The sequence below is a fragment of the Luteibacter sp. W1I16 genome (assembly GCF_050434905.1).
In the GTDB taxonomy this organism is placed as follows: Bacteria; Pseudomonadota; Gammaproteobacteria; order Xanthomonadales; family Rhodanobacteraceae; genus Luteibacter.
In genome coordinates, this window is sequence record NZ_JBNDJJ010000001.1 from 2692523 (window position 1) to 2717382 (window position 24860).

General features: G+C 67.0%; 25 protein-coding genes. 9 read left to right on the forward strand and 16 right to left on the reverse strand.

Features of this window, described 5'->3' with window-relative positions:
• Positions 1–20: 20 nt before the first annotated feature.
• Positions 21–1019: a 2-dehydro-3-deoxygalactonokinase gene (locus QFZ41_RS11850; protein WP_429198962.1), complete on the reverse strand. Its 999-nt coding sequence runs from the start codon at positions 1017–1019 to the stop codon at positions 21–23.
• 104 nt (positions 1020–1123) lie between these two features.
• Here QFZ41_RS11850 and QFZ41_RS11855 point away from each other — a divergent pair, with 104 nt between their 5' ends.
• Positions 1124–1999: a LysR substrate-binding domain-containing protein gene (locus tag QFZ41_RS11855; protein WP_429198963.1), complete on the forward strand. Its 876-nt coding sequence runs from the start codon at positions 1124–1126 to the stop codon at positions 1997–1999.
• A gap of 158 nt (positions 2000–2157) precedes the next feature.
• Here QFZ41_RS11855 and QFZ41_RS11860 read toward each other — a convergent pair whose 3' ends face one another.
• The 5 genes from QFZ41_RS11860 to rpsU all read right to left on the reverse strand — a co-directional run bounded on the left by QFZ41_RS11860 (position 2158) and on the right by rpsU (position 5860).
• Positions 2158–2772: a DedA family protein gene (locus QFZ41_RS11860; protein WP_371022415.1), complete on the reverse strand. Its 615-nt coding sequence runs from the start codon at positions 2770–2772 to the stop codon at positions 2158–2160.
• A gap of 91 nt (positions 2773–2863) precedes the next feature.
• Positions 2864–4606, reverse strand: a complete 1743-nt coding sequence (gene dnaG / locus QFZ41_RS11865; RefSeq protein WP_429198964.1) for a DNA primase — start codon at positions 4604–4606, stop codon at positions 2864–2866.
• A gap of 51 nt (positions 4607–4657) precedes the next feature.
• Positions 4658–4831 carry a DUF1328 domain-containing protein gene (locus tag QFZ41_RS11870; protein WP_429198965.1) on the reverse strand — a complete coding sequence of 58 codons (174 nt, stop codon included), beginning with the start codon at positions 4829–4831 and terminating at the stop codon, positions 4658–4660.
• A gap of 236 nt (positions 4832–5067) precedes the next feature.
• On the reverse strand, positions 5068–5511 hold the full coding sequence (locus QFZ41_RS11875) for a GatB/YqeY domain-containing protein (RefSeq protein WP_429198966.1): 444 nt from the start codon (positions 5509–5511) through the stop codon (positions 5068–5070).
• Between the two features lie 133 nt (positions 5512–5644).
• Positions 5645–5860: a 30S ribosomal protein S21 gene (rpsU, locus tag QFZ41_RS11880; RefSeq protein ID WP_029213735.1), complete on the reverse strand. Its 216-nt coding sequence runs from the start codon at positions 5858–5860 to the stop codon at positions 5645–5647.
• A gap of 65 nt (positions 5861–5925) precedes the next feature.
• On the opposite strand from rpsU, the gene tsaD reads away from it, so the two are divergent.
• The 4 genes from tsaD to QFZ41_RS11900 all read left to right on the forward strand — a co-directional run bounded on the left by tsaD (position 5926) and on the right by QFZ41_RS11900 (position 8996).
• Positions 5926–6969, forward strand: a complete 1044-nt coding sequence (tsaD, locus tag QFZ41_RS11885; RefSeq protein ID WP_429198967.1) for a tRNA (adenosine(37)-N6)-threonylcarbamoyltransferase complex transferase subunit TsaD — start codon at positions 5926–5928, stop codon at positions 6967–6969.
• A gap of 60 nt (positions 6970–7029) precedes the next feature.
• Positions 7030–7389 carry a dihydroneopterin aldolase gene (gene folB, locus QFZ41_RS11890; protein ID WP_371022420.1) on the forward strand — a complete coding sequence of 120 codons (360 nt, stop codon included), beginning with the start codon at positions 7030–7032 and terminating at the stop codon, positions 7387–7389.
• A 24-nt stretch (positions 7390–7413) separates the two neighbouring features.
• On the forward strand, positions 7414–7923 hold the full coding sequence (folK, locus tag QFZ41_RS11895) for a 2-amino-4-hydroxy-6-hydroxymethyldihydropteridine diphosphokinase (protein WP_429198968.1): 510 nt from the start codon (positions 7414–7416) through the stop codon (positions 7921–7923).
• Between the two features lie 218 nt (positions 7924–8141).
• Positions 8142–8996 carry a DUF6159 family protein gene (locus QFZ41_RS11900; RefSeq protein ID WP_429198969.1) on the forward strand — a complete coding sequence of 285 codons (855 nt, stop codon included), beginning with the start codon at positions 8142–8144 and terminating at the stop codon, positions 8994–8996.
• A gap of 3 nt (positions 8997–8999) precedes the next feature.
• Here QFZ41_RS11900 and QFZ41_RS11905 read toward each other — a convergent pair whose 3' ends face one another.
• Together QFZ41_RS11905 and QFZ41_RS11910 are read right to left on the reverse strand one after the other, a co-directional pair.
• Positions 9000–9737 (reverse strand): pteridine reductase, encoded by a 738-nt coding sequence (locus QFZ41_RS11905; RefSeq protein ID WP_429198970.1) that lies wholly within the window; start codon positions 9735–9737, stop codon positions 9000–9002.
• A gap of 65 nt (positions 9738–9802) precedes the next feature.
• Positions 9803–10462, reverse strand: a complete 660-nt coding sequence (locus tag QFZ41_RS11910; RefSeq protein WP_429198971.1) for a hypothetical protein — start codon at positions 10460–10462, stop codon at positions 9803–9805.
• Positions 10463–10635: 173 nt separating this feature from the next.
• Between QFZ41_RS11910 and QFZ41_RS11915 the strand changes: the two genes are divergently transcribed.
• Together QFZ41_RS11915 and QFZ41_RS11920 are read left to right on the forward strand one after the other, a co-directional pair.
• Positions 10636–12747, forward strand: coding sequence for a TonB-dependent receptor (locus QFZ41_RS11915; protein ID WP_429198972.1), 2112 nt, complete (start codon positions 10636–10638; stop codon positions 12745–12747).
• Positions 12748–12823: 76 nt separating this feature from the next.
• Positions 12824–14017 (forward strand): class I SAM-dependent methyltransferase, encoded by a 1194-nt coding sequence (locus QFZ41_RS11920; RefSeq protein ID WP_429198973.1) that lies wholly within the window; start codon positions 12824–12826, stop codon positions 14015–14017.
• A gap of 134 nt (positions 14018–14151) precedes the next feature.
• On the opposite strand, the gene QFZ41_RS11925 is transcribed toward QFZ41_RS11920, so the two are convergent.
• From QFZ41_RS11925 to QFZ41_RS11935, 3 genes are read right to left on the reverse strand one after another with little or no spacing between them, the layout of a single operon-like run.
• The gene (locus tag QFZ41_RS11925) at positions 14152–15381 is read right to left on the reverse strand and encodes a multifunctional CCA addition/repair protein (RefSeq protein ID WP_429198974.1); all 1230 of its coding nucleotides are present in this window, start codon (positions 15379–15381) and stop codon (positions 14152–14154) included.
• 26 nt (positions 15382–15407) lie between these two features.
• Positions 15408–16346 carry a complex I NDUFA9 subunit family protein gene (locus QFZ41_RS11930; RefSeq protein WP_429198975.1) on the reverse strand — a complete coding sequence of 313 codons (939 nt, stop codon included), beginning with the start codon at positions 16344–16346 and terminating at the stop codon, positions 15408–15410.
• Positions 16343–18445, reverse strand: coding sequence for a transglycosylase SLT domain-containing protein (locus tag QFZ41_RS11935; protein WP_429198976.1), 2103 nt, complete (start codon positions 18443–18445; stop codon positions 16343–16345). The genes QFZ41_RS11930 and QFZ41_RS11935 overlap by 4 nt, the downstream gene beginning before the upstream one ends.
• A gap of 146 nt (positions 18446–18591) precedes the next feature.
• Between QFZ41_RS11935 and QFZ41_RS11940 the strand changes: the two genes are divergently transcribed.
• Positions 18592–20238, forward strand: a complete 1647-nt coding sequence (locus QFZ41_RS11940) for a glycosyl hydrolase family 17 protein (RefSeq protein WP_429198977.1) — start codon at positions 18592–18594, stop codon at positions 20236–20238.
• A gap of 6 nt (positions 20239–20244) precedes the next feature.
• Here the strand turns inward: QFZ41_RS11940 and QFZ41_RS11945 are convergent, their stop codons facing one another.
• The 5 genes from QFZ41_RS11945 to QFZ41_RS11965 all read right to left on the reverse strand — a co-directional run bounded on the left by QFZ41_RS11945 (position 20245) and on the right by QFZ41_RS11965 (position 23984).
• Positions 20245–20682, reverse strand: coding sequence for a hypothetical protein (locus QFZ41_RS11945; protein ID WP_429198978.1), 438 nt, complete (start codon positions 20680–20682; stop codon positions 20245–20247).
• Positions 20679–21506, reverse strand: coding sequence for an endonuclease/exonuclease/phosphatase family protein (locus QFZ41_RS11950; RefSeq protein ID WP_429198979.1), 828 nt, complete (start codon positions 21504–21506; stop codon positions 20679–20681). Before QFZ41_RS11950 ends, QFZ41_RS11945 begins: the two co-directional genes overlap by 4 nt.
• An 83-nt stretch (positions 21507–21589) precedes the next feature.
• Positions 21590–22237: a thiol:disulfide interchange protein DsbA/DsbL gene (locus tag QFZ41_RS11955; protein WP_429198980.1), complete on the reverse strand. Its 648-nt coding sequence runs from the start codon at positions 22235–22237 to the stop codon at positions 21590–21592.
• Between the two features lie 30 nt (positions 22238–22267).
• On the reverse strand, positions 22268–23146 hold the full coding sequence (locus QFZ41_RS11960) for a thiol:disulfide interchange protein DsbA/DsbL (RefSeq protein ID WP_429198981.1): 879 nt from the start codon (positions 23144–23146) through the stop codon (positions 22268–22270).
• Between the two features lie 79 nt (positions 23147–23225).
• On the reverse strand, positions 23226–23984 hold the full coding sequence (locus QFZ41_RS11965; protein WP_429200224.1) for a c-type cytochrome: 759 nt from the start codon (positions 23982–23984) through the stop codon (positions 23226–23228).
• A gap of 217 nt (positions 23985–24201) precedes the next feature.
• Here QFZ41_RS11965 and yihA point away from each other — a divergent pair, with 217 nt between their 5' ends.
• The gene (yihA, locus tag QFZ41_RS11970) at positions 24202–24846 is read left to right on the forward strand and encodes a ribosome biogenesis GTP-binding protein YihA/YsxC (RefSeq protein WP_429198982.1); all 645 of its coding nucleotides are present in this window, start codon (positions 24202–24204) and stop codon (positions 24844–24846) included.
• The last annotated feature ends 14 nt before the right edge of the window (positions 24847–24860 follow it).

Consider the following 24860-nt stretch of genomic DNA (forward strand, 5'->3'; position numbering starts at 1 on the left):
GATGGCCATGGGCCGTGTTGTCAGTCGACCAGTCCGCGGCGGCGGGCGACGGCGATGGCGCCGTACCCCGCGAGGTCGCGTTGCTCGTCGTCGCCCAGCACGGTGACCGTGCCGGAGAAGAAATCGTCGCCCTCGACCAGCCGCCCGATCGCCTCGCGCAGGATCGGCTTGCCGCTGACGACGAAACGCGTGCCCGGACTCATCCGGATCGCGCTGGAATTCTTGAGGGTGAGCAGGTCCGAACCGAGCACCGCGCCGAGCAGGAAGTTGGCGCGCGCATTGGCGTCGTACACCGCGAACTGGTCGAGGATGCGCACGCTGAAACAGGCACGGCCCAGGCCGATCTTCTTCGCCGAAGCGGCACCGGCCAGCAGCATCTCCGGGTCGATGCGCCTGGCGAAGCCTTCCTTCAGCGAACCGGCGAGGATGGTGTCGTGCGATATCACGTGCAGCAGTTCACCCGCCAGCGTCGTGACGCAACCGTCGATGCGGCGCTTCGCGTCGATGCTGACGAACTTCGAATGGGAGCCGGGCAAGACGATGACCGTGGGCTCGTCGAGGTTCAGCCGCTCGACCAGGGCGAAGGATTCCACTTCCTCGCCGCGCATCATGTCCATCGCCTCGCAGTTGTGCAGGCCGATGTGGTCCACCGCGTTGCGCACGCCGGGCACGAACCAGATCGGCTCGTGCCACACGTTGGCGATGAGGCTCTCGCGCATGGCGGCGGCGAGATCGTCGATGCCGGCGGCGGCGACCACGTGGGGGATTTCGCAGAGCCCGACGTTCGAGGTGATCATGCCGGAGGCGATGGCGCGGCCGATGTCGGCCTTCTCGATGTTCGCCGCCGCGAGGGCTTCGGCGATCGTTTCGCGAACGCCTTCCTCGAGTTTCGCCGTGCTTCCCGTGATGGCGGTATCGCGCACGCCGACCTGCCGGGCGGCCTGTCCGGCCACGGCGCCGTCGTGCCAGACGGTGACGCGGGTGTTGGTGGTTCCGGTGTCGACGGTGAGGATGTTCATCGAGGGTCCGATCGAAAGCGCCATGGATTCTTGGCGTCGGCCGCCGGGGCAGGCAAACTAGAAATTCTTCGGGGGTTCCCCAAGTTTTTTTGAACGAGTCCGCAATGAAGCGCTCATTACCCCTCCATGCCGTGCGCGTGTTCGAGCTTGCAGCGCAGCATATGAGCTTCACCAAGGCGGGCGAGGAACTCTCGCTGACCGCCGCGGCGGTGAGTGCGCAAGTCAAATTGCTGGAGTCTTACCTCGGCACGCCACTCTTTGTGCGAAGCAACAATCGACTCTCGCTGACGACGGCGGGAGAAAATTATTTCCCGCGTATCCGCGACGCTTTTCGTGCGCTGCAACATGCCACGGACCAGGTGATGGGGCAGCGCAATGCTTCCTTGCGCGTCTCCGTGCCACCCACCTTCGGTACGAAATGGCTGGTGCCGAGGTTGTTCCGCTTCTTCGCCCGGCATCCGGACATCGCCGTGGAAGTGGTGACCGATGGCAGCGACGACGGCGGCTGGGACCTGGCCATCGACGATCGCGTAAACGAGGCCGCCGGGCAGTCGATCCTCGTGGTGAGCGGCTACACGCCCGTATGTGCACCGGCGCTCGCCGAACAGGTGCGTGGGCCCGCGGACTTGCCCGCGCAGATGCTCCTGCACGAACGCCCGGGCCGGCGTGCCGCGGCGGCGACGGGATGGGACCAGTGGTTCGAGCGCGCCGGTGTCGAACCGGGGCCGGTGTCGCGCGAGATGGGTTTCAGCGACGGCACGATGATGCTCCAGGCGGCCATCGAGGGCCAGGGCGTGGCGCTGGCACAGGAACTGCTGGTGGCGTACGACCTGGCCGCGGGCCGCCTGGTCGCTCCGTTCCACCTGGCGTTGTCCCTGCATCACACGTATTACCTCGCGGTCTCGCGCGACGCCGAGCCCCGCGTGGAAACCACGGTCTTCCGCGACTGGCTGTTCGGCGAGATCGCGACAGCCGCCTGAGGCCGGCCAAAACCGGTGGGAGCCGCGCTTCACCTGTGGGAGCCGACCTTGTCGGCGATCCCGCGGTAGCGGGCCAGGTTACGGCAAGCACCCATCGCCGCTGAAGCGGCTTCCCACCCGGTCACGCTATCGGCGGTCGCATGGACAGTGCATGAAGCTCAGCAGTCCCGCGTGGCCTTCTTGCGGCGCCACCAGATGACGCCCAGCACGACCAGCGCGGCGGCGATCGCCAGCCATACGCCGGTTTGCCCGCGATGGATCCACATCGCCAACCACTCGTGGTTGTGCGCGCCGAAATATCCCAGGTAGACCCACAGCGGCACGCTGATGGCCGCGGCGAGGCCGTCCAGCAGCAGGAAGCGGAAGAATCCGACCCGGTGCGTCGCCCCGGCGGTGATGAACACCGCGGTGCGCATGCCGGGAAGGAAGCGGGCGACGAACATCATGCGGTTGCCGTAGCGCTCGAATTTCTCCTGCACCTTGGCATAGCGCTCCGGCGTGAGCAGGCGCGCGACGAGGCGCCAGCTCATGATCCGCCCGCCGAAGTGACGGCCGAGCAGGAACATCGTGGAGTCGCCCACGAGCACGCCGGCCATGCCCACGCCGACCATCGTATGGACGTCGCCGTAGCCCAGGCCGGTGATGATGCCGCCGGCCACAAGGGTGATGTCCTCGGGCAAGGGGATGCCTGCCCCGCAGAGCATCAGGGCGAAGAAGACGGCGAGGTATCCGTTCCTTCCGAAGAAATCGACGAGGTCGTTGAGCAGGTCCATCAGTAGCGCGCGAATCCGGCTGGGGCCGGTCCCTTGGAGGAACGAGGCCGGGATGATCCCACGGATCGCGTTACGCCCACGATGCGGCGCATCATTCGCGGTCCGCCGGAGCGGGCGTGGCGCGGGCGGCGAGGAGGACGCGAAGTTCGGCCTTTTCCGTGTCGTCGAGCACGCCTTCACGGCTGCGGGCGATCAGGGTGTCGCGGCGTTGTGTCGTGACCTGGCGCTGCATCTGGGCCAGGGCGTCGAGGAATTCCACGCGCTGCATGTCCGCCTCGCCGACGAGGTCGGCCTGCATGAGCTTTTGCAGGGACGCGTATTCGGGGCGGTCCATGAAATGTTCCACGAGCACCGCCGGGTTGATGCCGGGCCGTGCCCGCGCCAGGTCGATCAATTCGGCGAGCAGGCCCACGCCAGGCCGGTCGAGCCGCAGGAACGGGTAGGGCGGCTCCACCTCTTCGGCCAGCGAAGGCTGGGCGAGAAGCAGGGTGATGGCGCTGCGGACAAGGCTGCGCTGTACGTTGGACGGGCGCGGCGCCGTGGCGCGTGAAGGCGCCGGCTCGGGTTCCAGCACTGCCTTCGCCCCGGTGCGGCGCTCCAGTTCCTGGGCCATCAGGTCGCGGAAGGCACCATCGGGCAGCTTGGCGATCAACGGCCGGGCGCGTTCCGCGAGGCGCGCTCGGCCGTCGATCCGGGTGACGTCCACGTCACGGGCCAGTTCCTCGAAGAAGTATTCCGACATCGGCATGGATTCCTTCATGCGTTTCTCGAAGCCGTCCTTGCCTTCCTTGCGCACGAGTGTGTCCGGATCTTCGCCATCGGGCAGGAACAGGAAGTGCGCCTGCCGTCCGTCGCGCATGCGCGGCAGGATCGACTCCAGTGCGCGCCATGCGGCCTGACGGCCGGCACGGTCGCCGTCGAAACAGAAATACACGTCGGGCGCGGCACGGAAGAGTACTTCGGCGTGTTCCGGTGTCGTCGCCGTACCGAGCGTGGCGACGGCGATGGGCAGGCCGGCCTGATGCAGTGCGATGACGTCCATGTAGCCCTCGACCACCATGATCCGGGTGAGGTGCTGGTGGGCCTGCTTCACCTGCCACAGGGCGAATAACTCGCGGCCCTTGTGGAACAGGGGCGTCTCGGGTGAATTGAGGTACTTCGGGCTCTGTTCGGAGGACAGCACGCGTCCGCCGAAGGCGATCACCCGCCCGCGCCGGTCGAGAATGGGAAACATCACCCGCTCGCGGAAGCGGTCGTAGCGATTGCCCCGTTCATTGCTGGCGACCATGCCGGCTTCGTTGAGCAGCTGGCGCCGCCGGTCGGACGTGCCCAGTGCCTTCAACACGCCGTCGAAACCGGCGGGCGCCCAGCCGATGCGGAAGCGTTTGACGATCTCGTCGTCGAGCCCGCGCCGGTCGATGTAGGCGCGGGCCTCTGCGCTGTTGTCGAGTTCGCGCTGGTAGAAGCTGGCGGCGTCGTCGAGCAGGGAGTAGAGGTCGCTGCGGTCTTCACGCGGCTTGTCGTCCCTCGCGCCCTCGTAGGGCACCTTCATGCCCACCGACTGGGCGAGTTCCTCGATGGCGTCGGGGAACTCGAGACGGTCGTAGTCCATGATGAACTTGATCGCGCTGCCGTGAGCCCCGCAGCCGAAGCAATGGAAGAACTGCTTCTGCGGGCTCACGTAGAACGACGGTGAGCGCTCATTGTGGAAGGGGCAGCATGCCGTCCATTCCCGTCCTGCCTTCTTCAGCGGCACGCGCCGCTCGATCACGTCGACGATGTCGACGCGAGTCAGCAGTTCATCGATGAAATTGTCGGGAATACGGCCACGCATCAGTCCCCTAGGATGCCATGCATCCGCTTCCGTATGGAGTCCGGCGTGTCGTTAGAAGGCGAGATGGAAGACGCCGATGACGGCCAGGATCGCGATCACGAACAGGATCAGGAAGATGGCGAAGCACACCTTGGCGATGGTGGCGGCGACCCCCGAGACCCGGCTGAAGCCGAGCGCGCCGGTGACCAGCGCGATAAGGCCGAAGATGATGGCGTACTTGAGCATGGATATCCTCCTTCGTGCGCCGGAGGAGGGCCCACCAGCCGCGCCGCGCAGGATGCTGATAGCGCCGTGGCGAAGCCGTGAATGGGTGAGCCGGAATGGGTGAGTCGGCAGTGGGTGCTAGCCCTGACTTGGTGGGAGCCGACCTTGTCGGCGATCCCGCGGCAGCGGGCCAGGTTACGGCAAGCATCCATCGCCGACAGGGTCGGCTCCCACTTTAGGCTCCCGCCTTAAACAGCTTAGGCCAGCTTGGCCTTCACCTTGCCTGCCACGGCGGCCATGTCGGCGCGGCCGGCGGCCTTTTCCTTGATCAGCGCGACCACCTTGCCCATGTCGCGGGCCGTGGTGGCACCGGATTCGGCGATGGCCGCATCGATGATGGCGTCCAGTTCGGCTTCGCCCAGCTTCGCGGGCAGGTAACCGTCGATCACGCCCATCTCGTAGCGTTCGATGTCGGCCAGGTCGGTGCGGCCGGCCTTGTCGTACTGCTCGATCGAATCACGGCGCTGCTTCTGCATCTTTTCGAGCACGGCAAGGACCTGGGTATCGTCCAGCTCGATCCGCTCGTCGACCTCGCGCTGCTTGATCTGGGCCTGGACCAGGCGGATGACGGCCAGGCGGTCCTTTTGCCCGCCCTTCATGGCGGCCTTCATGTCTTCGGTGATCTTTGCCTTGAGGCTCATGTCTTTTCTCCGGGACGACGAAAAGCCGGCTTCACCTTTCGGCAAAGCCGGCTCGGGATTTCCGCCTGAGTGCGGGGGCAGCGTAAACGCGCCAACCGCGTTACCATGCCGGCCACGAGGACCGGCCGGTACATCAGTACATGCGGGTCCGGCGCGTCGTGTCGCGGGACAGACGGCGCAGGTGACGCTTCACAGCAGCGGCACGCTTGCGCTTACGCTCCTGGGTCGGCTTTTCGTAAAATTCGCGCTTGCGCGTTTCGGCCAGCACGCCAGCCTTCTCGCACGTACGCTTGAAGCGGCGAAGGGCAAGCTCAAACGGCTCGTTCTCGCGGACTTTAACGCTCGGCATGGAAACTCCACTTGATTAAACTGACCCGTGAATCCGGGTGAGCCGTGGATTATAACGTGATCGAGATGAAAAATTCAAAGCCCGTTCTGGGCGTCGAAACCTCCTGCGACGAGACCGGCGTGGCCCTGCTTCGCTGGGACCCCGAGAAGCCCGGCCGCGGACTGCTTTCCCACGCGCTCTTCAGCCAGATCGCTCTGCATGCCGAATACGGCGGCGTGGTGCCTGAACTGGCCAGCCGGGACCATGTGCGCAAGCTGCTGCCCCTGGTCAGGGAGGCCTTGAAGGAGGCTGGGATGACCCCGGCGGACCTCGGTGGCGTGGCCTATACAGCGGGGCCCGGCCTTGTCGGCGCCTTGCTGGTCGGTGCCTCGGCGGCCCGCGCCATGGCCTGGGCACTGGGCGTGCCCGCCATCGGCGTGCACCACATGGAGGGTCACTTGCTTGCGCCGCTGCTCGAGGACGATCCGCCGGAACCCCCTTTCGTGGCCTTGCTGGTGTCGGGCGGCCACTCGATGCTGGTCGAGGTCAAGGCGATCGGCGAATACCGGATCCTCGGCGATACCCTCGACGACGCCGCGGGCGAGGCCTTCGACAAGACAGCCAAGCTCATGGGCCTGCCTTACCCGGGCGGCCCCGCACTGGCGAAGCTGGCCGAGCAGGGCACCCCAGGGCGCTTCCGCTTCTCGCGCCCGATGGTCGATCGGCCGGGGTTGGATTTCAGTTTTTCCGGCCTGAAGACCCAGGTGCTGCTGGCCTGGCAGGCATCGGACAAAACCGAGCAGACGCGGGCGGACATCGCCCGCGGTTTCGAGGAGGCGATCGTCGATACCCTGGCCATCAAGTGCCGGCGCGCGCTGGAAGCCACGGGGGCGAAGCGGCTGGTGATCGCCGGTGGCGTGGGCGCGAACAAGCGGTTGCGCGAACAACTGGCGCAGGCCGCGGCGGCGGACGGCTTCCGGGTGTATTTCCCGCGCCTGGCGTTCTGCACCGACAACGGGGCGATGATCGCCCTGGCCGGGGCGATCCGGCTGGCCGCCGGCCAGCACCAGGACGAGACGATCCAGGTCTATCCACGCTGGAGCCTGGAAACCCTGCCGCCCGCGGCCTGAGTGCTTGCGAAAACATTCTTCCTCGCGGACCCTGTAAAGCCCTTCGCCGCACCTGACCCCATGGATATCGTCTTCATCGAAGACCTGCGCATCGACGCGGTCATCGGCATCTACGACTGGGAACGCCGGATCCGGCAGACCCTGTCGTTCGATCTCGAGATGGCCTTCGACAATCGCCGGCCGGCCGCGAGCGACGACATCGCCGACACGCTCAACTACAAGTCGATCTCCAAGCGCCTCCAGGCTTACGTGGAAGCGTCGAGTTTCGGGCTGGTCGAGACGCTTGCGGAACGCTGTGCGGAGATCGTGCGCGAGGAGTTCGGCGTGGCCTGGGTGCGCCTGAAGCTTTCCAAGCCCGGCGCGGTGCGTGGGGCACGCGCGGTCGGTGTCCGTATCGAACGCGGTACGCGTCCGGAATGATCCGCCCGGTGGATAAACACTGACGTGGGACGCGCCTACCTCAGCCTGGGCTCGAACATCGATGCGGAACACTGGCTCGGCCTCGCGGTGGCGGAACTGCGTGATCGCTTCGGCGCGCTCGATGTCTCGCCGGTCTATCGCAGTGCGGCCGTCGGCTTCGATGGGCCTGATTTCCTCAACCTCGCCGTCGCGCTCGACAGCGACCTCGGTCCCGACGACCTCAATGACTGGTTGCATGCGCTGGAAGATCGCCACGGGCGTGTCCGCGGCGGCGAGCGCTATGCGAGTCGCACCCTCGACGTGGACATCGTGCTCTACGACGACCTCGTGCTGCGCGGGGAAGGGCACCTGGAGATTCCTCGCGGCGAGTTGCGCCACGCCTTCGTGCTGAAGCCCATGGCCGATATCGCCCCCGCGCTGCGCCACCCGGTGAACGGCCGGACCATGGCCGAATTGTGGGCGGCGTTTCCACGGGAGAGCGAGCCGCTGGTGGTGGATGAAGCCTGCACGCGAGCCGTGGCCCGGCTCAAATAAGAAACGTTTTTCGGAAACGGGCTTTTCGGTGGGAGCCGACCCTGTCGGCGATGGGTGCTTGCCGCGACCTGGCCCGCTGCCGCGGGATCGCCGACAAGGTCGGCTCCCACCAGGTATCGGCAGGGCCGGCTACCACCAGATTTCCGGCCGGTGGCGCTGGCGACTACTCCCGCAAGATGCTACAACGCGTGCACATCGGACCAAGGGGAATCAAGGAAATGGGTAAGTTCGCACGCAGTTGGGCGCTGATGAAAGCCAGCGCCAACATCCTCCGGCAGGACAAGGAATTGATGCTCTTCCCGCTGCTCGCGGGGCTGGCCTCGCTCGTGGTGATCGCTACTTTCGCATGGCCCGTGATCGCCCTGGTCTCGCACAACCAGGTGGACTTCGAAGGGCAGCGCCAGCACGTCTCGCCGATGTTCCTGCTGGTGAGCTTCCTCTTCTACTTCGTGCAGTACAGCGTGGTCATCTTCTTCAACGTGGCCCTGGCCTCCGCCGCGCTGATCCGTCTCGATGGCGGCAATCCGACCCTCGGCGACGGCATCCGCACGGCGATGGGCAAGCTGCCGAACATCCTCGGCTACGCCCTGATCGCCGCGACGGTGGGCATGATCCTGCGCGCCTTGCAGGAACGTCTCGGCTTCATCGGCCGCATCGTGGTCGGCCTGATCGGATTCGGCTGGACGGTGGCCACCTTCCTCGTCGTGCCCGTGCTCGCCGCGCAGGACGTCGGCCCCGTCGATGCGGTGAAGCGCAGCGCGGGCGCGTTGAAGCAGACCTGGGGTGAGAACCTGATCGGCAACGCGGGCATCGGCCTGGCCGGTGGCATCCTCACGTTCTGCCTGATCTTCGTCAGCGGCATCCTGTTCTTCGCGGCGGCCAGCACGCAATCGGTGGCACTGATGGTCGCGGTGGGCGTCATCGCCCTCGTTGGCCTCGTCGCCCTCAGCCTGTTCCAGGCGGCGATGCATGGCGTGTATTCCGCGGCCTTGTACCGCTACACGCAGGAAGGCGATCCGGGCCAGGGCTTCGACCGCGCGCTGCTCGAATCGGCGTTCCGCCCGAAGAACTGACGCTCAGATCGTCAGCGCCCGCCCGCCATCCACGCGCACGACCTGTCCGGTCGTGTAGCGTGCATCGAGCAGCAGCCAGCGGACGGCTTCGGCCACGTCCGCCGGTTCGCCCTTGCGGGCCAGCGGCGTCTTCGCGATAAGGGTTTCCGCGGCTTCTTCCGGTTTGCCGGATTCCGGCCAGAGGATGGCGCCGGGCGCCACGGCGTTGACGCGGATGTCGGGTGCGAGGTCCTTCGCCAGGGCGAAGGTGAGCATCGCCAGCGAAGCCTTCGCCATCGAGTACACGACATGCCCGGCGAGCGGGCGCTCGGCATAGATGTCGACGATGTTCACGATCGCTCCCTTTGCCTCACGCAGTGCCGGGGTGGCCGCTTGTGCGAGGAAGAAGGGCGCGCGTGCGTTCGCGGCGAACAGATCGTCCCAATGCGCGGGCGTGGTCGCGCCGACCGGGGTGGGGTAGAACGCGGAAGCGTTGTTGACCAGTCCGTCGAGCCGGCCGAAGCGTTCGATCACGGCGCCGACGAGGCGTGGCAACGCGTCGTCGTCTTCCAGCGCGGCAGCGAACGTGGCGGCACTGCCCGCGCGGACGGCATTGAGCTCACCCGCCAGCGCGTCGGCTTCACCGGCCGAACGCCGGTAGTGGATCGCCACGACGCAGCCCGCAGCGTGCAGGCGCCGGACGATGGCGGCGCCGACGCGGCGCGCGCCTCCCGTGACGAGGACGACCGGCTGCTTGTTCATCGCGACTCCCTGTAGATGCGCCCGCGAGCTTGCCGCAAACCGGCGCCCACGTCACCGGGCATCACTTACGCGTCCGCTTCCGGCGAAGCATGCCCGTCGTCCTCGACATGCACTTCGCCATTGAACAGTTCGATCGCCGTCCGCGCCACCTGTCCGGTGTCGTAATAAGCGTAGGCCCCCACGCCCAGGGCGCCGACGATGGGCAGCCAGCGCGAGATGCCCTTGCCGACGGCGCGCTTGGAGACACTGACGCCGATGCGCCCGGCCAGCCGTTGCAATACCCCCGTGGCGGCGGTGCGGAAGACCAGGCGGTCGCCGACGCGGATCGCCACGTCGCGGAAGGCCTGCGCGGCCGTATGACGGAACAGGCACCAGAGCATCTGTTCGCGGCCGAGCCGGGCGGTCTTGCCATAGGCGGCGGCGATATCGCTGACCAGCTGGCCCTGGATGCGCCAGATCGCGACAAGCTCCGGCAGCACGGTCAGCCATCCCAGCGGACCCGGCGGCAATGCCAGCGACCCGGCCGTCACCGCGGCCTTGTTGGCGGCCACGCTCGCCAGCCGGCGCGCTTCTTCTTCAGCCGTGCCTTTGCTGGCGGGGGAGACGTCACTATCGGGAATCCGGCTGACGAATTCCAGGATGGCCCTGGCGACGGGGCTGTCGGCGCGTCCGGCGCTCGTCGCGACGATTTCCTTCGATGTCGATGTGGCGTCGCGTTTCGCCATCGGTCTCTCCAAGGGTCAGGATGGGCATGGTCGCCGCGGCGGCGTGAGTCGATCATGAAGCGCGGTGAAAGCTGGCGGAAAGCCAGGCCCGTCACAGTCGCCTCGCCCCATTCCCCGTCGGCGTGTCCGCAAGAAGATACGTTATAACATTTCGATCCTTGGAAAAGTCCACGATGACCCCTGCTCGCCTCGCGCTCTGCATCGCCCTTGCCCTGTCCGCCGCACCCGCTTTCGCAGCCGACGACCGGCCGCCGCCGAAGACTACCGATCTGGGCGAAGTGGACGTGACCGCGCGGCTGGACGAGGCGCGCAATAGCCTGTCGCCCGACACGGGCAGCAGCCAGTACGTCATGGACCGGCAGACGATCCAGGCCCTGCCGCTGGGTGATTCGACGCCGTTGAACCAGGTGATCCTGCAGGCGCCGGGCGTGGTCCAGGATTCCTACGGCCAATTGCACGTGCGTGGCGACCACGCGAACCTGCAGTACCGCATCGACGGCGTACTGATTCCGGAGAGCATCGGCGGCTTCGGCCAGACCCTCGACGCGCGCATGATCCAGAACGTGAAGCTGCTCACGGGTGCCTTGCCCGCCCAATACGGCGAGCGCACCGCGGCCATCGTCGACATCACCACGCGTTCGCCCAAGGAAGACGGCGTGGGCGGCAGTGTCGGCATCACCGGGGGCCAGTTCGGAACGCTGAATCCGAATGCGACATTGTTCGGCCGCAGCGGCCCCTGGAGCTGGTTCCTGACGGCGAACTATCTCGAGAACGACATCGGCATCGAAAACCCGACCTCCAGCCGCAAGCCGATCCACGACCACACCAACCAGGTGAAGGCGTTCGGCGATATCTCCTACCTGATCAACAACGATACGCGCATCAGTTTCCTGTTCGGCGCCACGAACAACCGTTTCGAGATTCCGAACAACCCGGACCAGACGCCGCAGTTCGGCTATCTCGACGTCACCAACTTCGATTCCGCCCAGCTCAACGAGCGCCAGAAGGAAAAGACGCGATTCGGTGTATTGAGCCTGCAGGGCAAGATGGGCGACACGGCATACCAGGTCTCGGCGGGGCAGCGTTACAGCAGCCTGGATTTCACGCCGGACGACATCGGCGACCTGATGTTCAATGGCGTCGCTTCGGACGTGAGCCGCGCGAACCGCGCGAGCACGCTGCAAGCGGACTTCTCCACGCCACTGGGCGACAGCCACACCTTGCGCTATGGCATCTACGGCTCGTTCGAGCGCGCGGCCGCCACCAACGACGCGCTCGTGTTCCCGGCCGACGCGGACGGCAACCAGACCTCCACCACACCGCTGAACATCGTCGACTCCAGTCGCCTCATCGCCCGCACCTATGCCCTGTACCTGCAGGACGAGTGGAGCATCGGCGAGAAGTGGACGGTGAACTACGGCGTTCGCGCCGATCGCTACGACGCCTTCCGCACGGAAAGCCAGCTGAGCCCGCGCGTCGGCGTGGTGTATCAGCCCACGGACGGCACCACGATCCATGCGGGCTTCTCGCGTTACTTCACGCCGCCGGCGTCGGAGATGATCAGCCCGACCTCGATCGCGAAGTTCGCCGGCACCACCAATGCGCTGCCGGATAACGGCAACGACACGCCGCTCGCCGAGCGTTCCAGCTACTACGACATCGGCATTTCGCAGAAGCTGGGCGATGCCTGGACGGTGGGCCTCGACAGCTACTCACGCCACGTGCAGCGCATCCAGGACGAAGGGCAGTTCGGCACCGCCCTGGTCTACTCCACCTTCAACTACGACCAGGGCAAGGTCAAGGGCGACGAGCTCACAATCAACTACGACGGTGGCGCGCTCACCGCGTATTTCAATTTCTCGTACAACCGCTCGGTCGGCAAGCGCATCATCACCGGCCAGTACAACTTCAGCCCGGACGATCTGGCCTATATCCAGGACCACTTCATCCATCTCGACCACGATCAGAAATACACCTCGTCGGGCGGCATCAGCTATGCCTTCGCCGACTCGACGCGGATCGGCGCGGACTACCTGTTCGGTTCCGGGTTGCGCAGCGACGGCATCGTGCCGAACGGCGATACCTTGCCGGCGTATTTCCAGCTGAACCTCAGCGTGTCGCGCGATTTCCATCTCACTCCGGCCGGCGCCACGCATGCGCAGCTGGCGCTGGTGAACGCGCTGGACCGTACGTACGAGATCCGCGATGGTTCCGGCATCGGCGTGGGTGCGCCCCAGTTCGGCCCGCGCCGCGGATTGTTCCTGTCGTTGCAGCAGGATTTCTGAAGCACCGGCCGATCGCTTGACGCCGCCTGGGCGGGGCTTCCGTTATCCTGCATGTTCGTCTTCGAACACGCATGGCATGAACGTCAATCTCCCCGCACCAGGCGCCGACGAGCGCGCCCATTCCGATCACCTCGCAGGCCTTCTGCGCGAGGAGATCGCTTCCCACGGCCCCATGCCTTTCTCGCGCTTCATGGAGCGTTGCCTGTATACCCCCGGGCTGGGTTACTACAGCGCGGGCAAGGCCAAGTTCGGCGCCGAGGGCGATTTCGTCACGGCGCCGGAGCTCGGCACGTTGTTCGCCCGCTGTGTCGTCCGCGGATTCGAGCCGGTGCTGGCCTCGCTCGGGCCCGAAGCAGCGTTCCTCGAACTCGGCGGTGGCAGTGGCGCCTTCGCGGAAGCGGCCTTGCTTGCGCTGGACGCGGCCGGGCACCTGCCACGCCGCTACATGATCCTGGAGCCGAGCGCCGACCTGCGCGAACGCCAGCGCGAGCGCTTGCGAGCCGCGCTTCCCGCCGCGCTGTTCGCCCGTGCTGAATGGCTCGACGGCCCGCCCGAGGCCGAATGGGAAGGCGTGATCTTCGCCAACGAAGTGATCGACGCGCTGCCGACGACGCGCTTCACGACCCGCGATGGCGAGGTCTACGAGGAACACGTCGTCCTCGACGGGGAGGGCCGCTTCGCCCGCAACGACCGCCCTGCCGATGCCCTGGTGGGCGCCGCCGTACGCCACGTGGAGCGCGACCTGGGCCGGGAATTCGAGGCGGGTTACCGCAGCGAGATCCTGCCGCAGCTACCGTTCTGGGTGCAGGCCGTGGCGGGAAGCCTGCGCCGTGGCGCGATGCTGTTCGCCGACTACGGGTATACGCGTGGCGAGTTCTATCAGCCCGAGCGCACGGACGGCACCTTGCGCGCGTTCTACCGGCACCGCATGCATGGCGACGCATTCTTCATGCCGGGGCTGCAGGACCTCACCTCGTCGGTGGATTTCACCGCGCTGGCCGAAGCGGGCAACAGCGCGGGATTCGGCGTGGCGGCGTACATGCCACAGGCGCAATTCCTGCTCGCGGCGGGGATGCAGGAATTCTTCGAGAACGACTACCTGGCGCTGACCGACGAGGCGGCACGCTACCGGCTGGCGCAGGAGGTGAAGAAACTCACCATGCCCGACCAGATGGGAGAGCGATTCCAGGTGATGCTGTTCGCCAAGGGCGTCGATGCCGAGGCGCTGCCCGCCGAGGTGATGGCGGCCGACCAGGGGGCGAGGTTGTAGTTCATCGGGGTCTGTCGCCGCGATGGCGGGTGTTCGCGGACCCATCGCCGACAGGGTCGGCTCCCACCTGGTCGAGGCATAGCCCAGGTCGAGGCGAAGCCGGCTTTGGTGGGCGCCGACCTTGTCGGCGATGGCTACGGAGCGGGGCGCGGCACGCCCGCGATCGCCTGCGCCTGCGCCTTCTTCATCGCCTCGCCGATCGCCGGCCCTTGCAGCCCTCGATCGACGAACGGCTGCGACGTGATCGCCGCCGCGGCCGCGCGGCAAGCGCGAAGGAAATCGGCCTGCGGATACGCGGCTTCTTCGCTTCCCAGCCGGCCACGCTTGTCGGCCATGCACGCCAGCAGGAAGGTCTCCAGCCGTTCCGGACGGCGCAGCGCGCCCAGCGTATCCAGCAGGCGCAGGATCGTCGCCGGCTTCAACTCCAGGGCCATGTGCGCATTGAGATGATGCTTGCACACCACCTCCGCCATGAAGGCGTACTCGACCGGCACCTTCAAACGCGACGACATCGCGCGCACCGGCTCCACGCCACGTTGCTCGTGCATGATGTGGCGCGGCAGCATGTCGGCGGGCGTGAGTGCCTTGCCCAGGTCGTGCGTGAGCGCGCACCAGCCGACCAGCGCGTCGCCGGGAGCGAGTCTTGCGGCGGCGTCCAGCACCATTTCCACATGGATGCCGGTATCGACCTCCGGATGGAATTCCGGCCGTTGCGGCACACCGTAAAGCGCATCCACTTCGGGAAACAGCACGCGCAACGCGCCGCTGTCGCGCAACACGCGAAGGAAGGCGGAGGGTGCCGGCTCGGCAAGTGCCTTCCGTGTCTCCGCCCATACGCGCTCGGGCACGAGATGGTCCACCTCGCCGTCTTCGACCATGCGCCGCATCAGCGCCATGGTTTCCGCCGCCACCGTGAAACCCAGTGGCGCGTAGCGCGCGGCGAAACGCGCCACGCGCAGCAACCGCACGGGATCTTCCGCGAAAGCATCGGATACATGGCGCAGGGTGCGCGATTCGATGTCGCCGACGCCGCCGAACGGGTCTACCAGCGTGCCGTCCTGGTGCCGCGCGATGGCGTTGATCGTGAGGTCACGGCGTTCGAGATCCTGCTCGACCGTCACCGAGGGATCCGCGTGGAAGGCGAAGCCATGGTAGCCACGGCCGGTCTTGCGCTCCGTACGGGCGAGGGCGTATTCCTCCTTGGTTTCGCCGTGCAGGAACACGGGGAAATCCTTGCCCACGGCCTTGTAGCCCGCGGCCAGCATCTGCTCCGGCGTCGCACCGACCACCACCCAATCGCGGTCGACCACGGGCCGGCCCAGCAATTCATCGCGAACGGCCCCGCCCACCAGATAGATGTCCATACGTTCTTTCCTGCCCATGGGGCCTTTCAAGGGCGGCGCCGGCCACGGGCCTCGTCGAGCCGGCGCTGGCGCACCGACGGTCCGAGCAGGCGAGGCAGCCAGGCGGAGAAACGCTGTGGATCGATGCCGAGTTGCGCGAGGCCGTCGACCTGGCCGACCGAGTCGGTGAGCAGCGAGCGGAAGTTGTCCGGTGTGAACGGTTTGCCCGGTACGAACTGGGCCACCCGGGCCTGCAGCCGTCCCAGCGCATCCGGCATCGGCAGCACCGCGCGGTGGCGGCCGCGGGCATCGCGGATCGCGCGCACGATGTCGATCAACGTCCATGTCTCCGGGCCGTACAACTCATAGGTACGCAATACCGAGGACGGATCGCCGACGGCACGTGTGATCGCCTCGGCCACATCGCCGACATAGACAGGCGCCATCTTCGCCTGTGGCCTCGGCAGTGGAACCACGGGCGCCATGCGCAGCAACCGGTCGAAGCGGCTGACGAGGCCGTCCCCGGGCCCGAAGATCGTGCTCGGCTCGTAGATCGTCCAGTCCAGCGTGGAAGCCTTGACCAGGGCCTCCGCTTCGCCGCGGGCGCGAAGATAGCCGGAATGGCCTTGCCCTGCCTTGAGTGAACTCATCAGGTGCAGGCGATGCACGCCCGTATCCTTGCAGGCGCCGACCACGAGCCGGGTCAGTTCCGGATAGACACGCGCGAACGTATTCCTGCCACTCTCGTTGAGGATGCCGACGAGGTGGATGACGGCATCGGCGCCGGCGATATGACGGCGCAGGGTAGGCAGGTCGTAGACGTCGGCGCTAGCCACCCTGACGTTGCGGCCCACGGCGCTATGACGGCGGCCTTCGCGGTTGCGCGACAGCAGCAACAGTTCGTGCCCATCGGCGGCGAGCCGTGGAACGAGGCTGCCGCCGACGAAGCCGGTGCCACCGAGGATGACGATGCGCTGGGTTTTCATCGCTGTGGTTCCTGTGGCGCGGGTGCCGACGACGCTTCGGCCGGCGCGGGCTCCATGACGGCGGGTGCCGCCGGTGGCGCGGCCTTCGCCACGGCCGGCGCGGGACAGGCCACCGGTTTGCGCACCGCGCCGGCCGAAGGCAGCGTGTAGGTGCTGCCGAGGCGGGTCATGCGTGAGCCGATGGGCAACGCGTTGCCGTTGAGGCGCCAGTCGTAGATCACGGCGAAGGCCATCACGCGCGCGACGTATTCGCGGGTTTCCTTGTAGGGAATGCTCGCCACGAACAGGTCAGGGTCGAGCGCGCCGCGTGCTTCCACCCACTGGTCCACCTTGTTCGGCCCGGCGTTGTATGCCGCGCTGGCGAGCCAGGGCGCGCCGTTGTAACGGGCCGCCATCTGCGCGAGGTAACGGGTACCGAGCACGATATTGGTGGTGGGTTCGTAGAGGCTGTCGCCGCCGGACCAGGACAGGCCATTACGTTTCGCGACCAGCGCGGCCGTGCCCGGCAGCAACTGCATGAGACCGCGCGCGTCGGCGCCGGAACGTGCGTCGGTCATCCAGGCGCTTTCGGCGCGGATGATGGCGTAGGCCCAGGGCGCCTCGATGCCTGCCTGGCTGGCTTGTTCCACCACCCCGTCCTGGCGCGCCAGCGGGAAACGCTGCTCGTAAAGACGCAAGGCGTCACCCGATGAGAGACCAAACACCGCACGGTCGTACCAACCCTTGCGGAACGCCAGGTCGGCGGCGAGCCGTTGCGTTTCCGCATCGCGTCCGGCGAGTGCCGCCGTCCACTCGCGGCGGCCGAGCTTCTGCAGCCCCACGGCGTAGAGTTCGAACGCTCGGTCGAGACCGGGATCGGCGAGCAACGCGGCCTCGCGTGTTTCGTCGGTGGCCATCGTCGAGGGGCAGATCGCATAGGCGGCGTCGATGCGGTCGGCGGCGAGGAAACCGAAATAAGTGGCTTCCTGCGCAACGGAGCGGTAGATCGGTTGCGCCTCACCCTTGCGGCCCAGCTTCTCCAGCACGAGGGCTCGGAAATAGCGCCACTCGCCATCGTCTTTTTGCGTTTCGCCGAGCGCGTCGAGCGCTGCCAGGGCGGCACTCCAATCCTGGCGGGCGAGGGCGACCCTCACGCGCCACTCGCGCGTGGCATCGGTTTGTGCGCCGGGCGGCAAGGCGGCGAGGCGCTCGAGCGCGGATTCGTCGAAATCCGTCGCGTGGAACAGCGCCAGCGCGTTCTCGATCGCGCCCTTCTGCTGCTCGCTCAGGGAAAAACGTTGTGCCAGCGTGGACCAGGCCCCATCGGCCACCGTCGACTGCTTGCGCGCCATGCGCTGCAAGGCCAGTGTCACGGCCTGGCGATGACGCGGCGTGTCGGGCCAGGTGGACGCGGCGCGCAATGCGCTTGCCGGGTCGTTCAACGCCTGCGCGATGCGCTGCGCGGCGATCGTGTCCTCGGGGGGCAACCAGGGCGCCAGCGAAGCCACCGTGCCGCCCTTGCCGGCCTCGGCCGCCGTCTGGATGCGCGTCCAGAGACGTTCGGGCGTGAGCAGTCCCTGGTCGTGCGCGGCGGCGATCACCGGATCGCACGCATTCGGCAAGCTGGCCTTCCTCCACACATCGGCGAGATCGCGTTCGAAGACCAGCGGTTCGTTGCGCGCGAGCTTCGCCTGCAATGCGAAACAGCTCAATGAATCGCCAAGGCCGGGCTGGTACATCGCGCTGAAGGTGGCCCAGTCCTTGCGCCGGGCAAGCTCGCCGAGGAAATCGCGGCGCAGGTCCGCGGCGGGTATCAGGCCCGGGTAACGGGCGAGATAGGCTTCCACGCGCGCCCGGTCCAGCGTGCGCAGGTCGTGCCCGAGGGCGGCGGCTTCGAGATACGGAAAGAGAACGTAGCCCTCCAGGCCGGCCGCCTGCGTCTTCCATGCGTCGCCACCTTGCTGGGCCGCGGCGTAGGCCTGACGGAAACGGAGGCGCTGGGCTTCCGTACCTTCGGCGGACGCGGCGAACGTGGCGGCGGCGCCGCAGATAGCGAGGGCGAAGCCGGCCAGCAGGCGGAGAGAGCGGGCGGCGCGTCGCAATGCCAGGGCGGGGACCATCGGAATTCCTTCACGGGTACGTACCGCATGATTGTAGGGGAACGGCGCGCACGGGCCGGATGAACATCCTGAACGGCGGGAATCGCTCTCCCGCCTGCGGGCCGTTAAGCTTGCGCCGCTAACTTTCGCTTTCGATCTGGAACGGCATGCCGCCACACACTTCCTTCGCGCGGTTCGCGCGACCGCTGGCTTGGATCGTCCTCGTCGCCGCCGCCATGTTCGGCGCGGCCTACTGGTGGTCGCTCGGGCGCCCGGTGAACCTGCCGGATTCACCCACGGCCCGCGTCGCCTGCGTGTCCTACGCGCCGTTCCGCCTAAAGGGCGAGACCCCCTTCGATCCGCATGCCGTCATCCCGCCGGAGCGGATCGAGGCGGATCTCAAGGCGCTGTCCACGCGCTTCGATTGCGTGCGCACGTATTCGATGAGCCAGGGCCTGGGCGCAGTGCCGGATATCGCGGGTCGTTACGGCATGAAGGTGCTGATGGGCATCTGGCTCGGCCGCGATCCTGTCGCCAACGAGCGGGAGATCGAGCTGGGCCTGGCGGCGGCGCGGCGCGACCACGACAGCCTGCGTGGCATCGTGGTGGGCAACGAGGTGCTCCTGCGCAACGAGTTGTCCGAGCGGGCGCTGGCCGCCTATATCGAACGGGTCAACGCCGCGACCGACGTGCCGGTCACTTATGCGGATGTGTGGGAGTTCTGGCAGAAGCACCCGGCGCTGGCCAAGGTCACCGACTACCTCACCATCCACATTCTTCCGTATTGGGAAGACGAACCGGTGGCCCCGGAGAAGGCCGTGCAGCACGTGGCCGACGTCTACCAGAAGATGAAGGCCGAGTTCCGCGGCAAGCAGATCATGATCGGTGAAACGGGCTGGCCCAGCCAGGGGCGCTCGCGCCGCGACGCCAGCGCGAGCCTGGTCAACGAGGCGCGCTACGTGCGCGAGTTCCTCAATTACGCCGCGACCGTGGATATGCCATACAACCTGATCGAGGCCTTCGACCAGCCGTGGAAGCGCGACCTCGAAGGCACGGTCGGCGGCTTCTGGGGCATCTTCGATGTCGACGCCAAGCCGAAATTCGCGATGCAGGGGCCGATCGTCGAGGAGCCCCGCTGGACGTGGGCGATCGCCGCAGGCGGCGCGGGAGCGCTGCTGTTCCTGTTGGCCGGCGCCTTCGGGCGCCGCTGGCACGGTGTGTCAGGATGGTTGGCGCTGGCCCTGGCAGGTTTCGCCACGGGCACCGCGCTCGCGGCTCACGCGCGATTGCTGCTCTTCGCCTGCCGCAACGACGTGGAATGGTTCACGGGTATCGCCATCGGCATCGCCGGCCTGCTTACCGCCCTATCGTTGGGCCGGGCCATCGCGCCAAGGCTGGCCTCGCCGTTGAATCCGGCGGCGGTCGCTCCGTCGCTCGTGGAACGCCGGCGCTTCGGCATCGTATGGACGGATGCCTTCACGCCGCAGCGATTCTTCTGGATGTTCGTGCTCACCTTGTACGGCATCCTGATGGTCTTCAACGGCCGCTACCGCGATTTCCCCATCGGCCTGTTCGCCATGCCGTGCATCGGCTTCTTCCTGCTGGCGGTGCTGCGCACGCGCGATCGCGCGCTCATGCCCCTGGTCGAGGAGCGCCTGATGGCGATCTGGCTGGTGCTGCTGGGCGTGAGCGTGGTCGTGCAGGAGACAGGCGCGAACGCGGTGTCGTGGGGCTGGCTGCTGTTGAACATCGCCCTGGCATTGCCCGTGCTGGTCGCCTGGCGCAGCCGCCGCACTAAGGCAGGAGCCGCATAACCCTGTTTAATTGGGTGGGAGCCGACCCTGTCGGCGATGGGTGCTCGCCGTGACCTGGCCCGCTGCCGCGGGATCGCCGACAGGGTCGGCTCCCACCTGGATGCGTACCAGGCGTAGCGAACCGATCAGCAACGCCAGCGCGCCGCCCTCGTAGCAGTACAACTGCAGGGCAATGACGCCGAGCGACGCGGCCAGCACGGCGGTGAAGGTGTTTCGCCAGAACACCGCGACCAGGGCCGCGAGGATGGCGGCATAGCCATAGCCGTAGTTGAGGAAACCCCGCACGATGATGTTGCGCGGCGCACACCACCACGGACCACCGTTGGCATCGCATGCATGCCCCACGTCGGACGGTTCGATGAATCCATAACGCAGCAGGCTGGCCACGAGCGCGACGGCGACGATGACGGCCCAGGGCAGGACGGCGCGGAGACTGGGTTTCATGGTGTTCCTGTCGAGGTCAATGACGCCGCGCCGGACGCCTCGGCGAGGGCGATCGGCAGGCGGATCTCGGCGGCCAGCGGCAGATGATCGGAGAAGGCGCGCGGCAAGGTCCAGGTTCGCTCGAGCGCGATGTCGGCCGAGGTGAGGATATGGTCGAGCGCGCGACGCGGTTTCCAGCTGGGAAACGTCGGCGTGGCCACCGCGGGTGGCTGTAGAGCGGTCTTGTCGAACAGGTGGCGCATCTCCAGGCTGCCGGGCTCGGTGTTGAGATCGCCCATCAGCACCGCGTGCGGATAGGGCGCGAGCAACTCGGCGATGAAGGCCAACTGTCCCAGGCGCGCCGCGGCACCGAGCGAGAGATGAGCGATGACTACCACCAGCGAATCCGGCCCGTGGCCAAAACGCACGAAGAGCGCACCACGGCCCTTGATCCGTCCCGGCAGCGGGTAGTCGATCACTTCGCTGGGCTCGATACGGCTCAGCAGGCCATTGGCCGAATGCGCCACGCGCGCCATCGGCCGGTTCGGCTGGTGACTCCAGTAGGGCATGCCGGCCGCTTCCGCGATGTAGCGGGTCTGGTTGAGGAAGCCCGAACGCAGGCTGCCCGCGTCGGCTTCCTGCAGGCCCACCACGTCGAACTCGTGCAACAACTCGGCCAGCGAATCCAGGTTCGCCAGTTTCGCCCGTCCGGGCAGCACGGCATTGACGCTGCGGGTGAAATAATCGCTGTAACGCTGCACGCTCGCGCCGGCGAGGATGTTGCAGCTCAACAGGCGCAGCGTGCGCTCCGGAGCGGGGGAGGGATTCGGCGTGGCGCGGGTCATGATGCGGCGTGGGGGTCTCGACTGGCCGGGAGGCCAGAGGATGCCCTCCGTCGTGTGAACGGAGGGCATCGATGGGGAAGGGCTTACTTGCCGCCCTTCAATTCCTTGTCGACCAGGAACTTCGAAACGCCGTTGAGCTCGTCGAAGTCCTTGATCTGGGCGCTGCGGTATTTGCCGTCGACGACGACGGTCGGCGTGCCGTCGATGCCCCATGCCTGGATCAGCTTGGTGTCGGCGAGGATGCGGTCACGCGTTTCGGCGCTGTTGGCGGCGGCGAGGAACTTCGCCTTGTCCACGCCGTGCTGGGCATACCAGTCGGCGAGTTCGTCGAGCGTGCGCAGCGGGTAGTGCTCTTCATGGATGGCCTTGAACAGCGCCGCATGCGTGGCCGGCAGCGCGTTGAGCTTCTTCGCCGCGTAGTACGCCTGGGCATACGGCAGCCATGCGTCGTTGAATGCCGCCGGGATCGCGTGGAACACCACGCCCTTGGGCAGCTCCTTCTGCAACTGCTCGGCCTTCGGCTCGTAATGGGCGCAATGGATGCAGCCGTACGAGAAGACCTCGACGACCTCGACCTTGCCGTCCTTCGGATCGAGGCGTTGCGGGGTGGTGATGGTGACGTACTGCGTGCCCTCGGCATAGGCCGGGGTGGAGGCGTCGTCGGCGGGGCGCGCGCTGCAGGCCGCGGTCATGGCGAGGCCGACGAAGAGGAGCGAAAGACGCTTGAACATGGATGTCTCCGGAGGGGGTCGAGTGCGCGGTTACTTGCCCGCGGCTTCCTTGCTGACGAGCCACTGGGTGAGCTCGACCGCCTGCGGATAGCCGCCTGCGGTGATCGGGGTCAGCCGGTACTTGCCGTTGACGACGATCGTCGGCGTGCTATCGACCTCGTACGCACGGATCAGTTCATCGGCGCGCTTCATCTTGGTGTTGATGGTGAACGAGTTCGCCGTGGCGACGAATTCGTCAGCCTTGACGCCGTACCTGGCGTAGAACCTGGCCACGTCGTCGATGGTCGGCCATGCCGATTGAGCCTTCGGCTTGCCGGACTGCTGGTCCATGATGCCGAGTTCGCCGCTCTTGAACACGGCGTCGAAGACCGCGTCGTGGCTTTGCTTGTCGACGCCCAGCGCCTGCGCGGTGAGATAGGCGCGCTGCAGCAGCGGCCAGTTCTCGTCCGGACGGAACGAGGCGGGCGTGTAAGTCATGACCGCGCCCTTGGGCAGGCTCTTGGCCAACTCGTCGACCACGCCGTGGAACTGGAAGCAGGCGGGGCACCCGTAGGAGAACACCTCGGTGACTTCGATCTTGCCGGGCGTGCTGGTCGGCTGGACCGGGTCGATGCGGAAGTAATGCTTGCCTTCCACCCACTTGCCGTCGTCGACGAAGGGCTTCGCCGCCGGGCGCTTGTCGTCATCGCTCGCGGCCGGAGCGGGCGCGGATGCCGTGCTGCCGCTGGCAGACGGCGCGGCCGTCGTGGAAGGCGCGGGCGCAGCCGTTGCCGCTGCCGTGGAGGGCGCCGCCGGCGTCGCCGCCGGGGCCGCGGTCGAAGCGGCCGGTGGTGCGGTGGCACCGTCGTTGTTGCCCGAACCGCAGGCGGCGAGGCCGATCAGGGCGGCACAGAGGAGGGGAAGGCGCATACGCATGGGGGTCCTTTTCTTACCTTCTTAAACAGGAACGGGCCCGAAGGGCCCGTTCGATCTTCCAACTTTAACGCCATCAGGGCGTCGCGGGTGCGGCGGCCGTCGGTTCGTTCGTGTGCAGGCCCTCGATGTAGCTGGCCACGGCGGCGATGTCCTTGTCGTCCAGCTTCTGCGCGATCGACACCATGATCTTGGTGTGCGCGTCGTCGTTCGGCGTGCCGCCATCGTGCCAGCCCTTCAGGCGCGCCTCGACGTACTTCGCGTGCTGGCTGGTGAGCTGCGGATAGCGCGCACCCGGATTGCCGCGGCCATCGGGGCCGTGGCACGCCATGCAGGCCGGGATGCCGCGGTCGATGTCGCCTTGGCGGTAGAGCGTCTGGCCCTGTTCGACCAGTGCCTGGTCCGCGACGCCGGGCAGCGAGGCCTTGCCGGCGAAGTAGGCACCGATGTCGTGCATGTCCTGTGCGGACAGGGGTTGGGCGAAGCCGACCATGATCGGGTTCATGCGCTTGCCCGACTTGAAGTCGGCGAGCTGGGCGGCGATGTACTGCTCGCTCTGGCCGGCGAGGCGCGGGTATTGGGGATCGGTGGAGTTGCCGTCGATACCGTGGCACGCGCCGCAGGCGGCGGCCTTGCCCTGGCCGGCGGTGGCATCGCCCGGCTTCAGCGCGGCGGTGGCACCCGCGGGCGCGGTGGCCGTTTCGGCTGTCGGCATGCCCGGAGTGGCGGGATCGGTGGCCGGATTCGCGCCCGGCTTGGCGGCGCTCGTGGCGGCCGGAGCCGGCGCGCTGGCCGGCTTGGCGGGAGTTGCGGTCTGGCCCGCGGCTGCATGCATGACGAGCAACGCGGTGATGGCAGCGGCGGCGTGCCGAAACTTCATAAGTCTCTCCAAGGGGAACTTTCCGGACCGGGACGCGTACCCTGCCGCGTCTCAACCAAAAGATTATGGGGGGCGCGGGAGAGCCCGGTCAAACCGCATCGCGCGCGCCGCCGCGCCCGATCGCATACACTGCCGGGCCTTCGTTTCCTCGTGCCCCGCCGGCCACTTATCCATGTCCTCCAATCCCCTCAATGGCGCCCGCTTCGTGTTGGCCGCCCATGAAATCACCCAGCTCCCCTACGACCAGGGCGCCGAGGTGGCCTTCGCGGGGCGCTCCAACGCGGGCAAGTCGAGCGCATTGAACGCACTGACCGGGCATAACGGCCTGGCCAGGACGTCGAAGACGCCCGGGCGCACGCAGTTGATGGTCGTGTTCGATCTGCCGCCATTGAAGATGGAGGGCGCCGCTCCAGTCGATGCCCGCCTGGTCGATCTGCCCGGCTACGGTTACGCCAAGGTGCCGGAAGCCATGCGTCAGCACTGGCGCGGCGAGATCGACGCCTATCTGAAGATGCGCCGCAGCCTGCGGGGCATCGTGCTGATCGTGGACATCCGCCACGAGCTGAAGGATTTCGACCGCACGATGCTCGATTTCTGCGCGGCCACCGAACTGCCTTGCCATGTGTTGCTGACCAAGGCCGACAAACTCTCGCGCGGACAGGCGTCCGCCGCACTCGAGGCGTTGCGCAAGGATTTCCGCAAGAATGGCGTGCCCGGCACGGCGCAGGTGTTCTCCTCCCTCGCGAAGACCGGCGTGGAAGAAGCGCGCGCCCGGGTGATGGAACTGCTGGCGACACCGCGACCGCACGAGCTCTGACGACTACCTCCGGC

Excerpts from the sequence above, each read along its gene's own strand:
- QFZ41_RS11965 (WP_429200224.1), bottom strand. The coding sequence starts at position 23,984 with ATGCATGCAGCCGCGGGCCAGACCGCAACTCCCGCCAAGCCGGCCAGC.
- rpsU (WP_029213735.1), bottom strand. The coding sequence starts at position 5,860 with ATGCCGAGCGTTAAAGTCCGCGAGAACGAGCCGTTTGAGCTTGCCCTT.
- QFZ41_RS11870 (WP_429198965.1), bottom strand. The coding sequence starts at position 4,831 with ATGCTCAAGTACGCCATCATCTTCGGCCTTATCGCGCTGGTCACCGGC.
- folB (WP_371022420.1), top strand. The coding sequence starts at position 7,030 with ATGGATATCGTCTTCATCGAAGACCTGCGCATCGACGCGGTCATCGGC.
- tsaD (WP_429198967.1), top strand. The coding sequence starts at position 5,926 with ATGAAAAATTCAAAGCCCGTTCTGGGCGTCGAAACCTCCTGCGACGAG.
- QFZ41_RS11950 (WP_429198979.1), bottom strand. The coding sequence starts at position 21,506 with ATGACCCGCGCCACGCCGAATCCCTCCCCCGCTCCGGAGCGCACGCTG.
- QFZ41_RS11930 (WP_429198975.1), bottom strand. The coding sequence starts at position 16,346 with ATGAAAACCCAGCGCATCGTCATCCTCGGTGGCACCGGCTTCGTCGGC.
- QFZ41_RS11900 (WP_429198969.1), top strand. The coding sequence starts at position 8,142 with ATGGGTAAGTTCGCACGCAGTTGGGCGCTGATGAAAGCCAGCGCCAAC.
- QFZ41_RS11955 (WP_429198980.1), bottom strand. The coding sequence starts at position 22,237 with ATGTTCAAGCGTCTTTCGCTCCTCTTCGTCGGCCTCGCCATGACCGCG.
- QFZ41_RS11920 (WP_429198973.1), top strand. The coding sequence starts at position 12,824 with ATGAACGTCAATCTCCCCGCACCAGGCGCCGACGAGCGCGCCCATTCC.
- QFZ41_RS11910 (WP_429198971.1), bottom strand. The coding sequence starts at position 10,462 with ATGGCGAAACGCGACGCCACATCGACATCGAAGGAAATCGTCGCGACG.
- QFZ41_RS11905 (WP_429198970.1), bottom strand. The coding sequence starts at position 9,737 with ATGAACAAGCAGCCGGTCGTCCTCGTCACGGGAGGCGCGCGCCGCGTC.
- QFZ41_RS11875 (WP_429198966.1), bottom strand. The coding sequence starts at position 5,511 with ATGAGCCTCAAGGCAAAGATCACCGAAGACATGAAGGCCGCCATGAAG.
- dnaG (WP_429198964.1), bottom strand. The coding sequence starts at position 4,606 with ATGCGTGGCCGTATTCCCGACAATTTCATCGATGAACTGCTGACTCGC.
- QFZ41_RS11850 (WP_429198962.1), bottom strand. The coding sequence starts at position 1,019 with ATGAACATCCTCACCGTCGACACCGGAACCACCAACACCCGCGTCACC.
- QFZ41_RS11860 (WP_371022415.1), bottom strand. The coding sequence starts at position 2,772 with ATGGACCTGCTCAACGACCTCGTCGATTTCTTCGGAAGGAACGGATAC.
- QFZ41_RS11940 (WP_429198977.1), top strand. The coding sequence starts at position 18,592 with ATGCCGCCACACACTTCCTTCGCGCGGTTCGCGCGACCGCTGGCTTGG.
- QFZ41_RS11855 (WP_429198963.1), top strand. The coding sequence starts at position 1,124 with ATGAAGCGCTCATTACCCCTCCATGCCGTGCGCGTGTTCGAGCTTGCA.
- yihA (WP_429198982.1), top strand. The coding sequence starts at position 24,202 with ATGTCCTCCAATCCCCTCAATGGCGCCCGCTTCGTGTTGGCCGCCCAT.
- QFZ41_RS11960 (WP_429198981.1), bottom strand. The coding sequence starts at position 23,146 with ATGCGCCTTCCCCTCCTCTGTGCCGCCCTGATCGGCCTCGCCGCCTGC.
- QFZ41_RS11925 (WP_429198974.1), bottom strand. The coding sequence starts at position 15,381 with ATGGACATCTATCTGGTGGGCGGGGCCGTTCGCGATGAATTGCTGGGC.
- QFZ41_RS11935 (WP_429198976.1), bottom strand. The coding sequence starts at position 18,445 with ATGGTCCCCGCCCTGGCATTGCGACGCGCCGCCCGCTCTCTCCGCCTG.
- QFZ41_RS11945 (WP_429198978.1), bottom strand. The coding sequence starts at position 20,682 with ATGAAACCCAGTCTCCGCGCCGTCCTGCCCTGGGCCGTCATCGTCGCC.
- QFZ41_RS11915 (WP_429198972.1), top strand. The coding sequence starts at position 10,636 with ATGACCCCTGCTCGCCTCGCGCTCTGCATCGCCCTTGCCCTGTCCGCC.